This is a genomic window from Streptomyces sp. NPDC001410 (assembly GCF_042895235.1).
In the GTDB taxonomy this organism is placed as follows: domain Bacteria; phylum Actinomycetota; class Actinomycetes; order Streptomycetales; family Streptomycetaceae; genus Streptomyces.
In genome coordinates, this window is record NZ_JBIAWE010000002.1 from 401,356 (window position 1) to 415,995 (window position 14,640).

Annotated in this window: 10 protein-coding genes; 4 read left to right on the forward strand and 6 right to left on the reverse strand. The window is 73.9% G+C overall.

The window, feature by feature from the left end; translation table 11 throughout:
* Positions 1-148 precede the first annotated feature (148 nt).
* From ettA to ACFY3C_RS05350, 3 genes are read left to right on the forward strand one after another with little or no spacing between them, the layout of a single operon-like run.
* On the forward strand, positions 149-1,813 hold the full coding sequence (gene ettA, locus ACFY3C_RS05340) for an energy-dependent translational throttle protein EttA (protein ID WP_386581200.1): 1,665 nt from the start codon (positions 149-151) through the stop codon (positions 1,811-1,813).
* 6 nt (positions 1,814-1,819) lie between these two features.
* Positions 1,820-2,233: an acyl-CoA thioesterase gene (locus ACFY3C_RS05345; protein WP_386581202.1), complete on the forward strand. Its 414-nt coding sequence runs from the start codon at positions 1,820-1,822 to the stop codon at positions 2,231-2,233.
* Positions 2,230-2,907 (forward strand): hypothetical protein, encoded by a 678-nt coding sequence (locus ACFY3C_RS05350; RefSeq protein WP_386581204.1) that lies wholly within the window; start codon positions 2,230-2,232, stop codon positions 2,905-2,907. The genes ACFY3C_RS05345 and ACFY3C_RS05350 overlap by 4 nt, the downstream gene beginning before the upstream one ends.
* Before the next feature lie 31 nt (positions 2,908-2,938).
* On the opposite strand, the gene ACFY3C_RS05355 is transcribed toward ACFY3C_RS05350, so the two are convergent.
* The 4 genes from ACFY3C_RS05355 to ACFY3C_RS05370 form a co-directional block, all read right to left on the reverse strand.
* Positions 2,939-3,895 (reverse strand): ABC transporter ATP-binding protein, encoded by a 957-nt coding sequence (locus tag ACFY3C_RS05355; RefSeq protein ID WP_390769771.1) that lies wholly within the window; start codon positions 3,893-3,895, stop codon positions 2,939-2,941.
* Between the two features lie 29 nt (positions 3,896-3,924).
* On the reverse strand, positions 3,925-6,630 hold the full coding sequence (locus tag ACFY3C_RS05360; protein WP_390769772.1) for an ABC transporter permease: 2,706 nt from the start codon (positions 6,628-6,630) through the stop codon (positions 3,925-3,927).
* Positions 6,631-6,640: 10 nt separating this feature from the next.
* Positions 6,641-9,994 (reverse strand): FtsX-like permease family protein, encoded by a 3,354-nt coding sequence (locus ACFY3C_RS05365; RefSeq protein ID WP_390769773.1) that lies wholly within the window; start codon positions 9,992-9,994, stop codon positions 6,641-6,643.
* Positions 9,995-10,147: 153 nt separating this feature from the next.
* Entirely contained in the window at positions 10,148-10,552 is a 405-nt protein-coding gene (locus tag ACFY3C_RS05370) for a globin (protein ID WP_386571628.1), read from the reverse strand.
* Positions 10,553-10,652: 100 nt separating this feature from the next.
* On the opposite strand from ACFY3C_RS05370, the gene ACFY3C_RS05375 reads away from it, so the two are divergent.
* Entirely contained in the window at positions 10,653-11,630 is a 978-nt protein-coding gene (locus tag ACFY3C_RS05375) for a methyltransferase domain-containing protein (protein ID WP_390769774.1), read from the forward strand.
* A 20-nt stretch (positions 11,631-11,650) separates the two neighbouring features.
* Here the strand turns inward: ACFY3C_RS05375 and ACFY3C_RS05380 are convergent, their stop codons facing one another.
* Both ACFY3C_RS05380 and ACFY3C_RS05385 read right to left on the reverse strand, forming a co-directional pair.
* Positions 11,651-13,210 (reverse strand): FHA domain-containing protein, encoded by a 1,560-nt coding sequence (locus tag ACFY3C_RS05380; protein ID WP_390769775.1) that lies wholly within the window; start codon positions 13,208-13,210, stop codon positions 11,651-11,653.
* A gap of 49 nt (positions 13,211-13,259) precedes the next feature.
* Entirely contained in the window at positions 13,260-14,603 is a 1,344-nt protein-coding gene (locus ACFY3C_RS05385) for a VWA domain-containing protein (RefSeq protein WP_390769776.1), read from the reverse strand.
* Between the last annotated feature and the right edge of the window lie 37 nt (positions 14,604-14,640).

The window sequence follows — 14,640 nt, forward strand, 5'->3', positions numbered from 1 at the left end:
GGATCCGCGGGTGTGACGGCCCCTCGGCCGTTCCGGGAAACCCCAGGTCAGCGCCGCCCGCCCGTACTGGTTTCCATCCAGGGGTAGCCGTCAGGCAAGATGGGGTGTATCTGCCCACTGCCAGATTCAAGCTGCCGGACGGTTTCTCTTGGCTGAGTTCATTTACACCATGCGCAAGGCGCGCAAAGCGCACGGCGACAAGGTGATCCTCGACGACGTCACCCTGAGCTTCCTGCCGGGAGCGAAGATCGGTGTCGTCGGCCCGAACGGTGCCGGTAAGTCGACCGTGCTGAAGATCATGGCTGGTCTCGAGCAGCCGTCGAACGGTGACGCGTTCCTGTCGCCGGGCTACACCGTGGGCATCCTGCTGCAGGAGCCGCCGCTCGACGAGGCGAAGACCGTGCTGGAGAACGTCCAGGACGGTGTCGCCGAGATCAAGGGCAAGCTCGACCGGTTCAACGAGATCGCCGAGCTGATGGCGACCGACTACTCCGACGCGCTGCTCGACGAGATGGGCAAGCTGCAGGAGGAGCTGGATCACGCCAATGCGTGGGACCTCGACGCTCAGCTGGAGCAGGCCATGGACGCGCTGGGCTGCCCGCCCGGCGACTGGCCCGTCACCAACCTCTCCGGTGGTGAGAAGCGCCGCGTCGCGCTCTGCAAGCTGCTGCTGGAGCAGCCCGACCTGCTGCTCCTCGACGAGCCCACCAACCACCTCGACGCCGAGTCCGTGAACTGGCTGGAGCAGCACCTCGCCAAGTACCCGGGCACCGTCGTGGCCGTCACCCACGACCGGTACTTCCTCGACAACGTCGCCGGCTGGATCTGCGAGGTCGACCGCGGCCGCCTGCACGGCTACGAGGGTAACTACTCCAAGTACCTGGAGACCAAGGCCACCCGTCTGAAGGTCGAGGGCCAGAAGGACGCCAAGCGGCAGAAGCGGCTCAAGGAAGAGCTGGAGTGGGTGCGGTCGAACGCCAAGGGGCGTCAGGCCAAGTCCAAGGCCCGTCTCGCGCGGTACGAGGAGATGGCCGCCGAGGCCGACAAGATGCGGAAGCTGGACTTCGAGGAGATCCAGATCCCGCCGGGCCCGCGCCTGGGCAACGTCGTCGTCGAGGTCGACAAGCTGAACAAGGCCTTCGGTGAGAAGGTCCTCGTCGACGGGCTGAGCTTCACCCTCCCGCGCAACGGCATCGTCGGCGTCATCGGCCCGAACGGCGCCGGCAAGACCACGCTGTTCAAGATGATCCAGGGCCTGGAGACCCCGGACTCCGGCGACATCAAGGTCGGCGAGACCGTCAAGATCTCCTACGTCGACCAGAGCCGCGAGAACCTCGACCCCAAGAAGACGCTGTGGGAGGTCGTGTCCGACGGGCTCGACTACATCAACGTCGGACAGGTCGAGATGCCGTCCCGCGCGTATGTGTCCGCCTTCGGGTTCAAGGGGCCGGACCAGCAGAAGCCGTCCGGTGTCCTCTCCGGTGGTGAGCGCAACCGCCTCAACCTGGCGCTGACCCTGAAGCAGGGCGGCAACCTGCTGCTCCTCGACGAGCCCACCAACGACCTCGACGTCGAGACCCTCAGCAGCCTGGAGAACGCGCTGTTGGAGTTCCCCGGCTGCGCCGTGGTCGTCTCCCACGACCGGTGGTTCCTCGACCGCGTCGCCACGCACATCCTCGCCTACGAGGGTGAGTCGAAGTGGTTCTGGTTCGAGGGCAACTTCGAGTCGTACGAGAAGAACAAGGTCGAGCGGCTCGGGCCGGACGCCGCGCGCCCGCACCGCGCCACCTACAAGAAGCTGACCCGGGGCTGATCGATCTTGCGTCACATCTACCGCTGCCCCCTGCGCTGGTCCGACATGGACGCGTACGGCCATGTCAACAACGCGGTCTTCATCCGCTACCTGGAGGAAGCCCGGATCAACTTCCTGTTCCGCCCGGACAAGGAGTTCAAGCAGGGGTCCGTGGTGGCGCGCCACGAGATCGACTACAAGCGGCAGCTCGTCCACCGGCACCACCCGGTGGACATCGAGCTGTGGGTCACCGAGATCAAGGCCGCGTCCTTCACCATCACCTACGAGGTGAAGGACGAGGACGTGGTCTACGTACGGGCCTCGACGGTGGTCGTGCCGTTCGACTTCGAGGCCCAGCGGCCGCGCCGGATCACCCAGGAGGAGCGGGAGTTCCTCGAGGAGTACACGGACGCGGCCGACGAGGAGGCCGTCGCCGCATGACGGTGCTGCACCTGGCCGACGAGTCGGAGGCGGCGGACCTCGCCGCCTTCCTCTCCCGGCTGCTCCACTACGACCGTGGAGCCGCGGTGCGCCTGCAGGCGTCCGGGACCGCACTCGCCGTGTTCGGACGGCCGCCGTCCTTCGAGGTGCTGGCGGTCCGCGCGGTGCGCCTGGCGAAGCCGTACGAGAACGGGCTCGACGTCACGCTCGACGTGACCGTCTCCGCCGGTGAACTGCTGGAGTCCGTGGACGAGCGGGCCGCCACGGCCGCCGTCCCGGCCGCGGTCACCGGGCCGCCGTGGGCCGGTGTGCTGCCGCCGCGCGGCGGCTGGCAGCCCGAGCCGGGGCTGCCCACACCGGACGCGCTGCGTAAGGCCGTGTCCGCGGCCGTCGCCGAGTTCCGGTCCCGTACCGAGGAGTTGGCGCCGGAGCGGCGTACGCGTACGGAGCTGGACCGGATCGGACGGGACATCTGGTCCCGGGCGATAGGGGAGACGCGGCTGCCGGTGCGGGCCGTGCACGCGGCGCAGTCGCTCGGCTTTCTGCGGCCGGGGACCGGCGCGGCCGAGACCGGGCTGTTCTCCTCGGGGGCGTGGCTGAGGCTGCGCACGCCGTACGGATCCGTCGCGGTGCGGCGCGCCGGGCTCGGCACCCTCGGCGTCAGCCTGCGCTGACCCGGCCTCCTGCTTCTCCTCTGCTTCTGCGCTACGTCTCCTCGCTGTCGTCCGGCCACACGCCGATGTGGTCCGGCTCCAGTTCCAGGGCGACCCGGTCGCGCATGTTCAGGGCCTTCGTGTACTCGGCGGGCAGTTGGAGGCGGCCCGCGCGGTCGAGCATGGCGTACTCGCGGGCGACCACGGTCTCGTGGCCGGTCGTGGCGTCCACCTCGCTGCGGCGCAGTACCTCGGTGGAGGTGCGGCCGTCGCGGATGGCCACCGTGCGGCGGACCTCGCCGGCCACCGCCTGGTCGTGGGTGACGATCACGATGGTGGTGCCGAGCGAATCGTTCGCGGTGCGGAACGCGTCGAAGATCTGCGCGCCGGTCTGGGAGTCGAGTTCGCCGGTGGGTTCGTCGGCGAGGAGGACCGCGGGGGCGTTCGACAGAGCCACCGCGATCGCGACGCGTTGCTGCTGGCCGCCGGACATCTCGTGCGGGTGGCGGTCGCGGCAGTCGGCCACCTGGAGCAACTCCAGGAGTTCCAGGGCGCGTTCGGTGCGGGCGCGGCGGCGGGTGCGGGTGCCGGACAGCTGGAGCGGGAGGGCGACGTTCTGGGCCGCGGTGAGGTAGGGGAGCAGGTTGCGGGAGGTCTGCTGCCACACGAAGCCGACGACCTCGCGGCGGTAGACGAGGCGGTCCTTCGCGGTCATCGTGAGCAGGTCGCGGCCGGCGACGCGGGCGGCGCCCGCGGTCGGGGTGTCCAGGCCGGCCAGGATGTTCATGAGGGTGGACTTGCCGCTGCCCGAGGCGCCGACCAGGGCCATCAGCTCGCCCTCGCGGACGAGGAGGTCGAGGCCCTGGAGGGCCTGCACCTCCACGCCGTCCGCGGAGAAGATGCGGACGAGGCGGTCGCAGGTGATGAGGGCGTCGTGGCCGTAGGCGGGCTTGTTGCGGGTCTCGGTGACCTGGTTGGTGAGGTCGGTGAGGGTGGGATCGGCTGTCATGGGGTCTCCTGGATGGTTGCCCTGAACGCTCATCGGCTCTCCCCCGCCCGCAGCTCCCGCACCGACCCCCGTCTCCCCGTCCACCACGCCTGGGCCCCCGCAACCCCCACCGTCAGCACCACCACCGTGATCGCCGGTGCCGTCAGTGACCAGGTGTCCGGGTGCAGGGCGGCCGAGTTCACGCCGGGCTGGGCGGAGGTCAGGGCGATGGTGGTGAGGTCGATACCGGGGGAGAGGAGGCGGATGGCGGTCCAGCCGGTCAGGGTGCCGCCGGCCGCGGCGAGGAGGGCCTGGGGGAGGGACTCCAGGACGAGGAGGCGGCGGCCCTGGGCGCGGGTGAGGCCCATCGTGCGCAGCCGCGCGAGGAGCGCGGCGCGTTCGGGCGCCGCCCGCAGCAGCGCGAGGAGCAGGGCGAGGACGGCGAAGCCGGCGCCCGCGGCCACCGCCGCCGTGTAGACGTGCCCGGCGCCGGTCTGCAGGGGCGAGTCGGCGTACCGGGACCGCACCTCGTCCAGGGTCTGCACCGTGACCGAGGCGGGGGCCGCGCGGCGCAGCGCGTCCGCGTCCACGTGGGCGCCGGTCAGCAGCAGTGTCGTGGGGCGGACGGCCGCGTCCGGGAGCCCGGCGCGGTTCACGATCAGGAAGTCGGCGCCGGGCACGGCCGGGGTGCGGTCGAGGACGGTGGTGATCCGGACGGTGACCGCGCTGCCGTCCCCCAGCCGTACCAGGAAGGGCTGCCGGGTGCCGTAGGCGTGGGCGATGGAGGGGGAGGCGAGGGCGGGGAGCGTCTTCGCGTTCTTCAACTCGCCTGCCGGGAAGGTCCTGAGGCCGGTGCCGGCCGTCAGCCGGCCGTAGGCGGCCGGGTCCACCCCGACCAGCGGTACCGTGTCCTCCCCGTCCAGCGGCTTCGCCTCGTACGTGATGCTCGCCGCCGCCACCCCGTGTACCCCGGGCAGCGCGCGTACCCGGGCGGCCAGGTCCGCCGGGAGCGCGGCGGTCGCGTCCATGCGGGCGTCGGCCCCGACGGTGAGCAGGGCCGCGCGGTCGCGGGCCTCGGCCACACCGGCCAGGACCGAGCCGCCGAACGCCGCCGTGGTCAGGGCGGTCAGCAGCGCCAGCAGGGGCAGTACCGCAAAGGCCTGGGCGCGGCCCGCGCGGGCCAGGGACAGATGGCCCACCGCCCCGCGCAGCCGGCCGGCCGGGCGGGCGAGGCGGCGCAGCAGCAGAGGGTGGAGGCGGAGCAGCAGCAGGGCCGCGATGACGCCGGTCAGCACCGGGGCCAGGGACACCAGTTGACCGGCCGACGTGCCGCCGCGGCGCAGGGTCGCCACCGCCCCGGCCGCCAGGGCCAGCAGGGTCAGCTCGGCCACCGTGCGGCGCCGGGAGGGTCGTACGGCCGTCACGTCCTCCCGCGCGGCCGTCACCCGTACCGCGCGGTGGGCGAGCGCGGCGCGCAGCGGGAGGGCGGCGCAGGCGGTGAGCGTGACGGCCAGGGCGGCGGCCACGGCGGGACCGGTACGGGCGCCGGGGAACAGGAGGAGCGCGGCGGCCAGGCCGGCCGCTCCCGCGGGTACGGCGACCACGGCGGTCTCGGCCAGCAGCCGGCCGGTGAGGCCGGGCAGGGAGGCGCCCCGGGCGCGGAGCAGGGCGAGTTCGGTGCGACGGCGGTCGGCGGCCAGGCCGCCCGCCATGAGCAGCACGACGACGGCGACCGTGGCGGTGCCTGCGGCGGCCACCGCGACCAGCGGGGCGATGCGCGAGCGAAGCCGGGAGAACGCGGCGAGGTCGTCGTCCAGGGCGGTGCTGACGTCGGTGTCCTCGCCCGTGATGGTGCGGGCGCGCCGCAGGCCGGGGCCGGACTCCAGGGAGGCGACGGCGGACCTCAGGCGGTCCAGGTCATGGGCGCGCAGACCGCCGAGGTCCGGGGCGAAGTACCAGTAGCGGGAGGGCTCTCCGCGTAGGCCCGGCAGGGCGGGGGCCGCCTCCAGGGGCAGCAGGAGTGCGCCGAGCCAGTAGGTCTGCGGCGGGCCGGGCGGTGGCGTCGGGACCAGGCTGGGCGTGCGCAGCAGTGGGACGGTCGACCAGTAGGCGCCGCCGGGGTCGCGCGGGGTGAGGATGCCGGTGACCCGGACGGCGAGCGGGCCGCGGCCGACGCCGGGCACGTGGATGACCGAACCCACCTTGATGTGCAGGCTCTTGGCGGTGGCGGCGGTGACGGCGGCCTCCACCTCGGGCGAAGCCGCGTCCACCGGGCCCGAGGTGCGCGGGAGCCGGCCCTCGCGGACGTCGGAGTGCCCGGCCAGGCCGCTCTGCGCGACCAGCTGGACATGGGCGAGCAGCCCGCTCGGACGCGGGATGAACGGATCGGGCACGGCCGTGCCGGTCTGGGTCGCGATGCCGTACGCGGACTGGCCGCGGTCGACGGACAGCGAACCGCCGACCGCGCCCAGCAGCTTCTCGTACTGCCGTTTCAGCACGCCGGGACGGAGCAGCGCGCCCGGGTCGTCGCCGGACATGTCGTACAGGGGCATCGGCGGGCTCACCCGCAGGGTGGTGCGCTCGGGGCGGGCCTGGTGGAGGGCGTGCACCAGACCCGCGTCCTCGTACCGGTCGACCGCACGCGGAAAGGCCCCCGCCAGACAGGCGGTCACCACGACCAGCAGCGCCAGCGCGAGCGCGGCACCGGGCGCGGCCCGCAGCCGGGTGCGCACCCAGGGAGCGACCACGGCGGGCACGGAACTCACCTCACTCACCCCTCTGTTCGCGCAGCGCCCGCGCCGGATCCGCCCGGCGCAGAGCCGCCACCACCGAGACCGCGAGCGGAGCGACCGCGACGGCCGCCAGCAGCAACGCCACCCGGCCGGACGGGAGTTGGACCAGCAGTTCGGGCACGGGACGGGTGGCGTCACCGGTCAGGACGATCAACGGGAGCACTCCACGGGCCAGTACGGTGCCGAGAGCGACGCCCACCGCCAGGGCCAGGCCCACCAGGACGGCCTGTTCGGCGGCGACCGTGCGGGCCAGCCGGCGGCGTGGGGCGCCGAGGGCGCGCAGCACGGCGAAGTCCGCCTCGCGCACCCGCAGCGAGCCGGCGGCGCCCACCGCGAAGCCGACCGAGGCGAGGGCCGCCGCCACCACGGCCGCCGCGGCGAACGCGGCCGTGGGCCCGGCGCCGAACGGGTCGTCGCGCAGCTCGGCGGCGATCTCGTCCCGGACCACCACCTGCCCCGGGTCGACGACGTCCGGCAACGCCCGCACCGCGGCGGCGACCTGGGCCGCGTGGCCCGGAGCGGTGCGCAGCCACCACTCGGTGGGCGTGAGGCTCTCCCCGTACCGCGCCTGCAACACCCGGTTCGCGGCCCGCAGATCGACCAGTACGGCACCGCCGTCATGGCTGCCCGAGGTGCCGGTCGTGGGCAGCGCGCGCACCGCCCGGACGATCCGCACCGGGATGCTCTGGTCGCCGATCTGCACGTCCACGCGCTGCCCGGTGCGGGCGCCCGCCGAGTCCAGGAACCGGTCGGTGGCGACGGCCGTCACCTCGGGCGGCTTGGGACGCGCCACCTGGAGCTGGACGGACAGGGTCGCGACGGTCAGGCTGTCCGCGTCCGGGAGGTATCCGGTGCGGTAGGAGACGGTCAGCGGCCGGGTGGAGACGACACGGGGCCGGGTGGGGCTGGAGGCGGGGGTCGTGACGGCCGCGCCGTCGGTGTGCACGGCCGTGGTCCAGGACGCGGGAAGCGTCAGCGGGCGCCGGGTCCCGTCGGCCCCTTCGGCGGTCAGATCGCCGAACGTGAGCCGGTGTTGTTCGGCCCGCACGCCCGGCTGGGGCATGTCCAGCTGGAGCCCGGTGAGGAGCACCGGGCCGAGGGCGGAGCCGAGGTCGAGGGTGAGGGTGTGCGGGCGGCCGTCGGCGGGGAGCCGGCCGAACGGCAGCTGGTACGGCACCCCGGACCGGTCCTCGAGACCGACCGTGACGTCGGCGGTCGTCCCGGAGCCTGCGGAGCTGTGCAGGCTCGCCGTCAGCCGCAGCCGCGCGGTGTGCGCCGGCACCCGAGTCCCGGCCGGGGTGTCCTTCGGCGCCAGCGCGGCCAGCAGCGGCCGCACCGGTACTGCCGCCAGGTCCGGGCGCATCAGCATCGCGTCGCCCGCGTGCGCGGTGTCCATGGCCAGCACGGTCGCCATACGGTCACCGGACAGCGGCTCCTCGGCGCGTGCGGCGGGGACCGCCCCGCGTACGTGCGGCAGCGCCGCGTACACGTCCGTACGGCCCAGCTTCCCGTCCCCGGCGGACAGCACCCGCACCGGCACTCCGGCGCGGAAGTCGGCCTGGTCGTCCTGCGAGCGGTCCCAGGAGGACGCCTGCCCGATGGCCAGCATGCCGAGCGCGACGGCCAGCACGAGCAGCAGCACCGGGCCCGCGGCGCGTGCGGTACGGCGGCTGAACTGCCAGCCGGCCAGCGCCGTCGGCAGCCCACGCCCGGCCGCCGCCCACCGCTCGGCGAGCCGCGCCACGGGCGGCAGCAGCCGCAGCGTCAGCACGGTCCCGGCGAGCAGCGCCAGCGCCGGCGCGGCCACCAGCAGGGGATCCACCCCGAGCGCCCCCGACCGGTCGGCGGCGACACTCCCCGAGTCCTGCTGCGCCAGCTGCCAGTAGGCCACCGCGGCGACGGCGAGCAGGCCCAGGTCGCCCCCGGCGCGCAGCGGGGTGGGGAGCAGACCGGCGCCGGTGCGGCGGGCGCGGGGGCGGGAGCCGCCGGGGGAGTCTCCCGAACGGCCCTTCCCGAAGCGGGAGATGAGCGGTCGTCGTGTCCGGCCCGGCTCCGTCCGCCGGCCGCGCCGCTCCGTCTCCGCCCCCGTCAGCGCCGGTGGTGTCACCGTCAGCGCGCAGCCGAGGGCCACGGCGGCCGCGACCAGCCAGACGCCGGGGCTGCCGCCGGGCGGGAGGTCCAGCCGCAGGTCGAGGCGGGTCAGCGGGCCGTGGGTGGTCAGCAGGGTGGTGAGCGGTCCGGCGAGCAGGGGTGCGCAGACGGCCGCCGGGAGGGCGAGCAGCAGCGACTCGGCCGCGGCGAGGGCCGCGATCCGGGCACGGGAGGCGCCCCGAGCCCGCAGCAGCATTGTCTCGGCCGCCCGTTCGGCGCCGAGCAGCCGGGCCACCAGCAGTAGCGCGTACCCGGCCAGCAGTATCAGCTGGAGCGCGACGATCAGCAGGGTCGAGCGGGAGACCAGCAACGAGCGGTCGGCCCGGTCCAGGACGTCCGGCAGCGAGGTCGCCGACGCGGTCACCCCGCTCAGCGCGTGGGACGTGCGCAGCGCCGGGCCCCCGGTCCGCGCCGCCTCCCGCAGCGCCCCGATCCGCCCGGTCGTCACCGAGCCGAAGTCGGCCGACGCCAGCCAGGCCGTCGGCCCGGCGCTCACCCGTTTGCCGGCGAGCACCGAGGGGTCGGCGAGCAGCGGCCCGTACGTCGTGAAGCCGGACTCCTTCACACCGCGCCCGAGCAGGTCGTCCAGCTGCCAGTACGGCGCGTTCGCCGACGCGGGCCGGTACAGCCCGCTGACCCGCACCCGGACCGTCCCGTCGCCCAGCCGGTCGCCCAGGGTGAGGTGGTCGCCGGGCTTCAGGCCGAGCGGCCGGGCAGCAGCCTGGGGGAGTGCCACCTCGATCTCGCCGCCCGTCCGGCCGGGAAGCCGGCCGGCGACCGGCCGCACCTGCGTGCGGTCCAGCGCGGCGAAGAAGGTCAGATCCGGGTCGCCCGACCGCTCGGCGGGCGGCTGCAGCGAGCGGGGCAGCGCGTACGGGCCCGAGCGGCGCAGCGTCCGCACGGTCACCGGTAACCCGGCGAAGGTCCGGCGCGCCCCCTGTCGTACGGCGGTGTCGGCGGCGGCACGCCCGTCGGCCGGTACCTCGGCCCTGACGATCAGCGAGGTGGCGGTCGCGTTGCGCGGGTCGGCCAGCACATGGCGCAGCGCCGCGTCCCCGATCGCGCCCGAGTACGCCGTGAGCGTCGCCAGCACCGCGGTGGTGAGCAGCACCGTGAGCAGGGTGGAGCCGAGCAGCAGGCGATGCGCCCGCGCGCGTGCAAAGACGAACCCCGTCACCCTGCCCCCGTGTCGTCCGGACTTCCAGAACTTCCAGACCTTCGGGTGATGCTGGCAGAGGTGACGGCTCACCGGTAAGCGCTTCTCGATCGGTCTATACCGGATCGTGACCGGATTCCGGTGCCGGACGACCGGATTCCGGCGTTCAGCGGGTCATTCGGGGGTGTTCACCATCGACTGAGCGGCGTACGTCAGGTAGTTCCACAGCGTCGTCTCGTGCTCCTCGGACAGCCCCAGTTCGTCGACGGCCACCCGCATGTGCCTCAGCCAGGCGTCGTGCGCGGCCCGGTCCACGGTGAACGGGGCGTGCCGCATCCGCAGCCGGGGGTGGCCGCGGTTCTCGCTGTAGGTGGTGGGGCCGCCCCAGTACTGCATCAGGAACAGGGCCAGCCGCTCCTCGGCCGGACCGAGGTCCTCCTCCGGGTACATCGCCCTGAGGAACGGGTCCTCGGCGACTCCCTCGTAGAAACGGTGGACGAGCCGGCGGAAGGTCTCCTCCCCGCCGACCTGCTCGTAGAAGGTCTGCTCCTGAAGCGTGCCGCGCCGAATCTCTTTCACCCGTCCATGGTCTCAGACGGGGTGACCCAGGACTCAAGGCTTAGGACCACTCCTGTGCCGGCAGCCCTACCGTGGGCGGCGGCAGCCCTACTGTGGACACATGGGCGCCTACGACACCGAGATCGACGTGCTCGCCGCCGTGGCGCGGGCCGCGCTGGTGCGGGAGATCGACGCCGAGGGGGTCTGGGACGAGGACCAGGCGTGGCGGGAGGCGTTCTCGGAGGTGCCCCGGCACCTGTTCGTGCCGTACTACTACGTCGGCGTCCGGGACGGCTACGAGCGCCGCTGGCGGGAGAGCCCGGACCCCGAGGAACGCAGACGCTGGGTGTTCGGCGCCTACGCCGACACCCCGCTGGCCACCCGGCTGCGCGACGGCGAGCTGCTCTCCTCCAGCAGCCAGCCCTCGCTGATGGCGAAGATGCTGGTCGCCCTGCGGGTCGAGGACGGCAACCGGGTCCTGGAGGTGGGCGCCGGGACGGGGTACACCGCGGCGCTGCTCGCCCACCGGCTCGGCGACCACGACCTCGTCACCACCGTCGACCTGGAGCCGGAGATCACCGAGTCGGCCCGGCAGCACCTGGCCGTGGCCGGATACCACCCGGTGGTCGTCACCGGCGACGGCGCGCGCGGCGTGCCCGAACGCGCCCCGTTCGACCGGATCATCGCCACCTGCACGCTGTCCACGGTGCCGCGCGCCTGGCTCGATCAGTGCAGCGCCGGCGCCCGCATCCTGACCCCGTTCGCGACCGGCCTGCTCGCCCTCGACGTCTTCGACGCCGGGCACGCCGAGGGCCGTTTCCTGTCCACGGCCGCCTACTTCGTGCCCCTGCGGGGCACGGGCCGGGCGGAACCCGGGGCGGTGTCCCTGCACGGGCTGCCGCGCCCGGCCCGCGAGCACGAGCTGTTCCGCTTCCTGCTCGCCCTGACCCACGGCGCCTTCGACCCGCAGGAGGCCTATGCCCTGTGGGAGCGCGAGGGCAGACCGGAGCGCGCACGGTACGGCGTCACGGTCAGCGGTGAGTACGTGTGGGCATGGCTGGACGACCCGGAGGGGCCGTACACCTGGCCCCTCCCCTAGCCGTCCGGCTCAGTCCCGCCTCAGCCCCGGCGGACGGTGATCGTCGTCCAGGCGCCCACGTGCACCCGGTCGCCGTCCTGCAGCGGCACCGGCACGAACGGCTGGATCGGTTCGTCCGAGCCGTTGACCGTGGTGCCGTTCGTCGAGTTCTGGTCGACGACCGCCCAGGTGCCGTCCGGCTGTTGGACCAGGACCGCGTGCTGGTGCGAGACGCCCGGGTCCTCCGGCGGCACCGACAGGTCGATGTCGGGGGTGTCGCCGGTGGAGTGCCGGCGGCGGCCGATGGTGACCTGGTTGCCGCTGAGCGTGCGCTGCTGCTCGGGCGAGTACGCGGGCAGGTTCAGACCCGCGGCCTCGGGGCCGGAGCGGTGCATCATCGCCATGAAGTAATCGCGGTCCGGGCCGATGGTCGCGATCCACGTCATCGGACCCTGCGGCGCCGACGGGAAGCCGGGGCCGGGCGGGGCCTGGGTGGCGCCGGGCGGCGGGTAGCCGTAGCCGCCGCCCTGTCCGCCGCCGGGGCCTCCGGGACCGCCGGGGCTTCCGGCCGTCGGCGGGGAGATCACCCAGTCGTCCTCACCGCCCCCGAAGGCGGGACCGCCGGCCGGGGGCCTGCCGGTCTCCCGCGGGAACGCGGGCGGCGCGGGCGGGCCGGCCTGCTGGAAGGCCTGCGGCGCACCGCCGGCCGTGCCGGGACCTGCGGGCGGGGTCGGTCCGGGCGGCGGCGGAACCGGACGGGACGGGTCGCCACCGAAGCCGGAGGGGCCACCGGGACCACCGGGGCCGCCGGGACCAGAGGGCTCACGGCCGAAGGGCGGCGGGCCGGAGGGGCCGCCGGGGCCACCCTGGCCCTGACCGGGACCGCCGAAGCCGGACGGACCGCCAGGGCCGCCGGGGCCCTGTCCCGGGCCACCACCGAAGGGCGGCGGGCCGGAGGGGCCGCCGGGACCACCCTGGCCCTGACCGGGACCGCCGCCGAAGCCCGAAGGACCGCCGGGGCCGCCAGGACCGCCCTGCCCCTGACCGGGACCGCCACCGAAGGCCGACGGGGGACCGGAGGGACGCTGGTTGCCGCCGAAGCCGCCCGGGCCGCCCGCGGTGGGCGGCGGGCCGGACGGGCCGCGCTCTCCGGCGAACGGCGTCGGGCCCGAGGGCTCGCTGCCGAACGACGGGATCGGCTCGGCGGGACGGTTCACCTGCGAGGGCCGCGAGCCCTGGTACTCGTACGAGTCACCGCCGCCGTACGTCGAGCTCGGCGGCTGGAAGCGCGGCTGGGCCGTGCGCGGCGCGGCCGGGGTGTACGAGGTGGCCGTGTTGGTCAGGAAGTTCCACCGGCACTCCTCGCAGAAGGGCGCGCCGCCCTCGCGGGGCGTACGGCACTGCGGGCACAGCTCGGGCTCGGGCGCACCGGCCCCCTGCGGGCGGCCGCCGGCCTGGGTGCCCTGCGGGGGCGGGAAGCCGTAGCCGCCGGCGGCCGGTGGCGGTGGCGGGGGTGGAGGTACGGCACCGGCCATGCGGTGACCGCAGACCTCGCACCAGTCGTCGGAACCCGACTGGTGTCCGTTCGGGCAGGTCGGCATGTCGGCGCTTCCCCCTCTCCTTCAGGTCCTACTCGGTACTGCTTGGTCACTACTTCTTTACACGAACAGTCTTTGTGGACCGTGTCTCGAGAGTCATCTCGTCGGCCTCCGCGACCTTCGCCTTCAGTCGCACAGTACCTGTCGCTGCATCGACCACGTCCACCACCTTCGCAAGCAGTTTCGCAGTATCGGCGTTCCCGGAGGCACTCGCGAGCTGAACAGCGCGGCCCAGTTTGGCCGTTGCTCCATCGAAATCGCCCGCTTTGCGAAGGTCGAGCCCCTGCTGGATGGCTTGCGCCAGTTCGGCCTGCCCGGTGTAGTGGGCGACTTGGGGGTTGATCGAGGTCGAGGCCGTCATGTCGTCGGTCCACACGGCCCGTACGAGCCCCTGGGCGCCGAGGTTCTGTGCCGTTCCGTCCGGTTGTGGGACGACCAGCGAGACCCGGGCGGCGAGCATCTCCTGGCCGAGACCGGCCGCCGGGACCTCGACGCACAGGTGGTAGTCGCGGGACTCGTCGCCCCAGGACCCGGTGGGGTAGTCCCCGGCCCGGGGCCCGGCCTCCGTGCGCCGGCCGGTCAACTCCTCGACCGTGGGTGCGACTTGCTTGACGAACCTGATGGTCGTGCCGACCGGGGTCCACACCCGCAGGGCGACGTCGGCGACCTCCTTGCCCATCGCCGCCTCCATCATCTGCGTGAAGTCGGCGGCCAGGCCTGCCGGGTCGGCGACGATGTCGGCGGTGCCGAGCAGCGCGGAGGCGATGCCTGTGACTTCTTTCACTTCCCAGTCGGTGCCCACGCCCCGCGCGTCACAGGTGAAGCGTCCGGCGCAGGAGTCGAGCGCGGCCCGCAGGTCCTCCGGCGACTCGTGCTCGTTGCGTCCGTCGGTGAGCAGGATGCCGTGCCGGATGGCCACGTCCGCCGAGGACAGCAGCCGGTCGGCCAGCCGCAGCCAGGTGCCGATGGCCGTACCGCCGCCCGCGCTGAGCCGGCGCAGCGCCTGCTTGGCCTCCTCGCGGGTCCGGGCGTCGGCGACCGCGAGCCGTCCGCTGCCCGGGTAGACCTCCTTGGCGACGTGTGTGCCGCCGATCACCGCGAAGTGGGTGCCGTCGCGCAGGGTGTCGATCGCGGCGGCCGTGGCGTCCCGGGCGTTGCGCATCTTGGTCGGCGGGTAGTCCATGGAGCCCGAGCAGTCGACCATGATCGCCACGGCGGCGGAGGGCCCGTGGCCCGGTGCGTACACGGGTGCGGCGACCGCGCTCCCGATCGTGCCGCCGCCCGTCGCCGTCACCGTGACGACGGCGTTGACCTCACGGCCGCCCTCGGGCAGGTACTCGTTCTGGTAGACGTCGACCGAGAACTGCGGCACGTGGGACTTCGCGAAATTGGCCATGTTGGTTCAGATCCCCCTCGTACACCCCGCCGAAGCG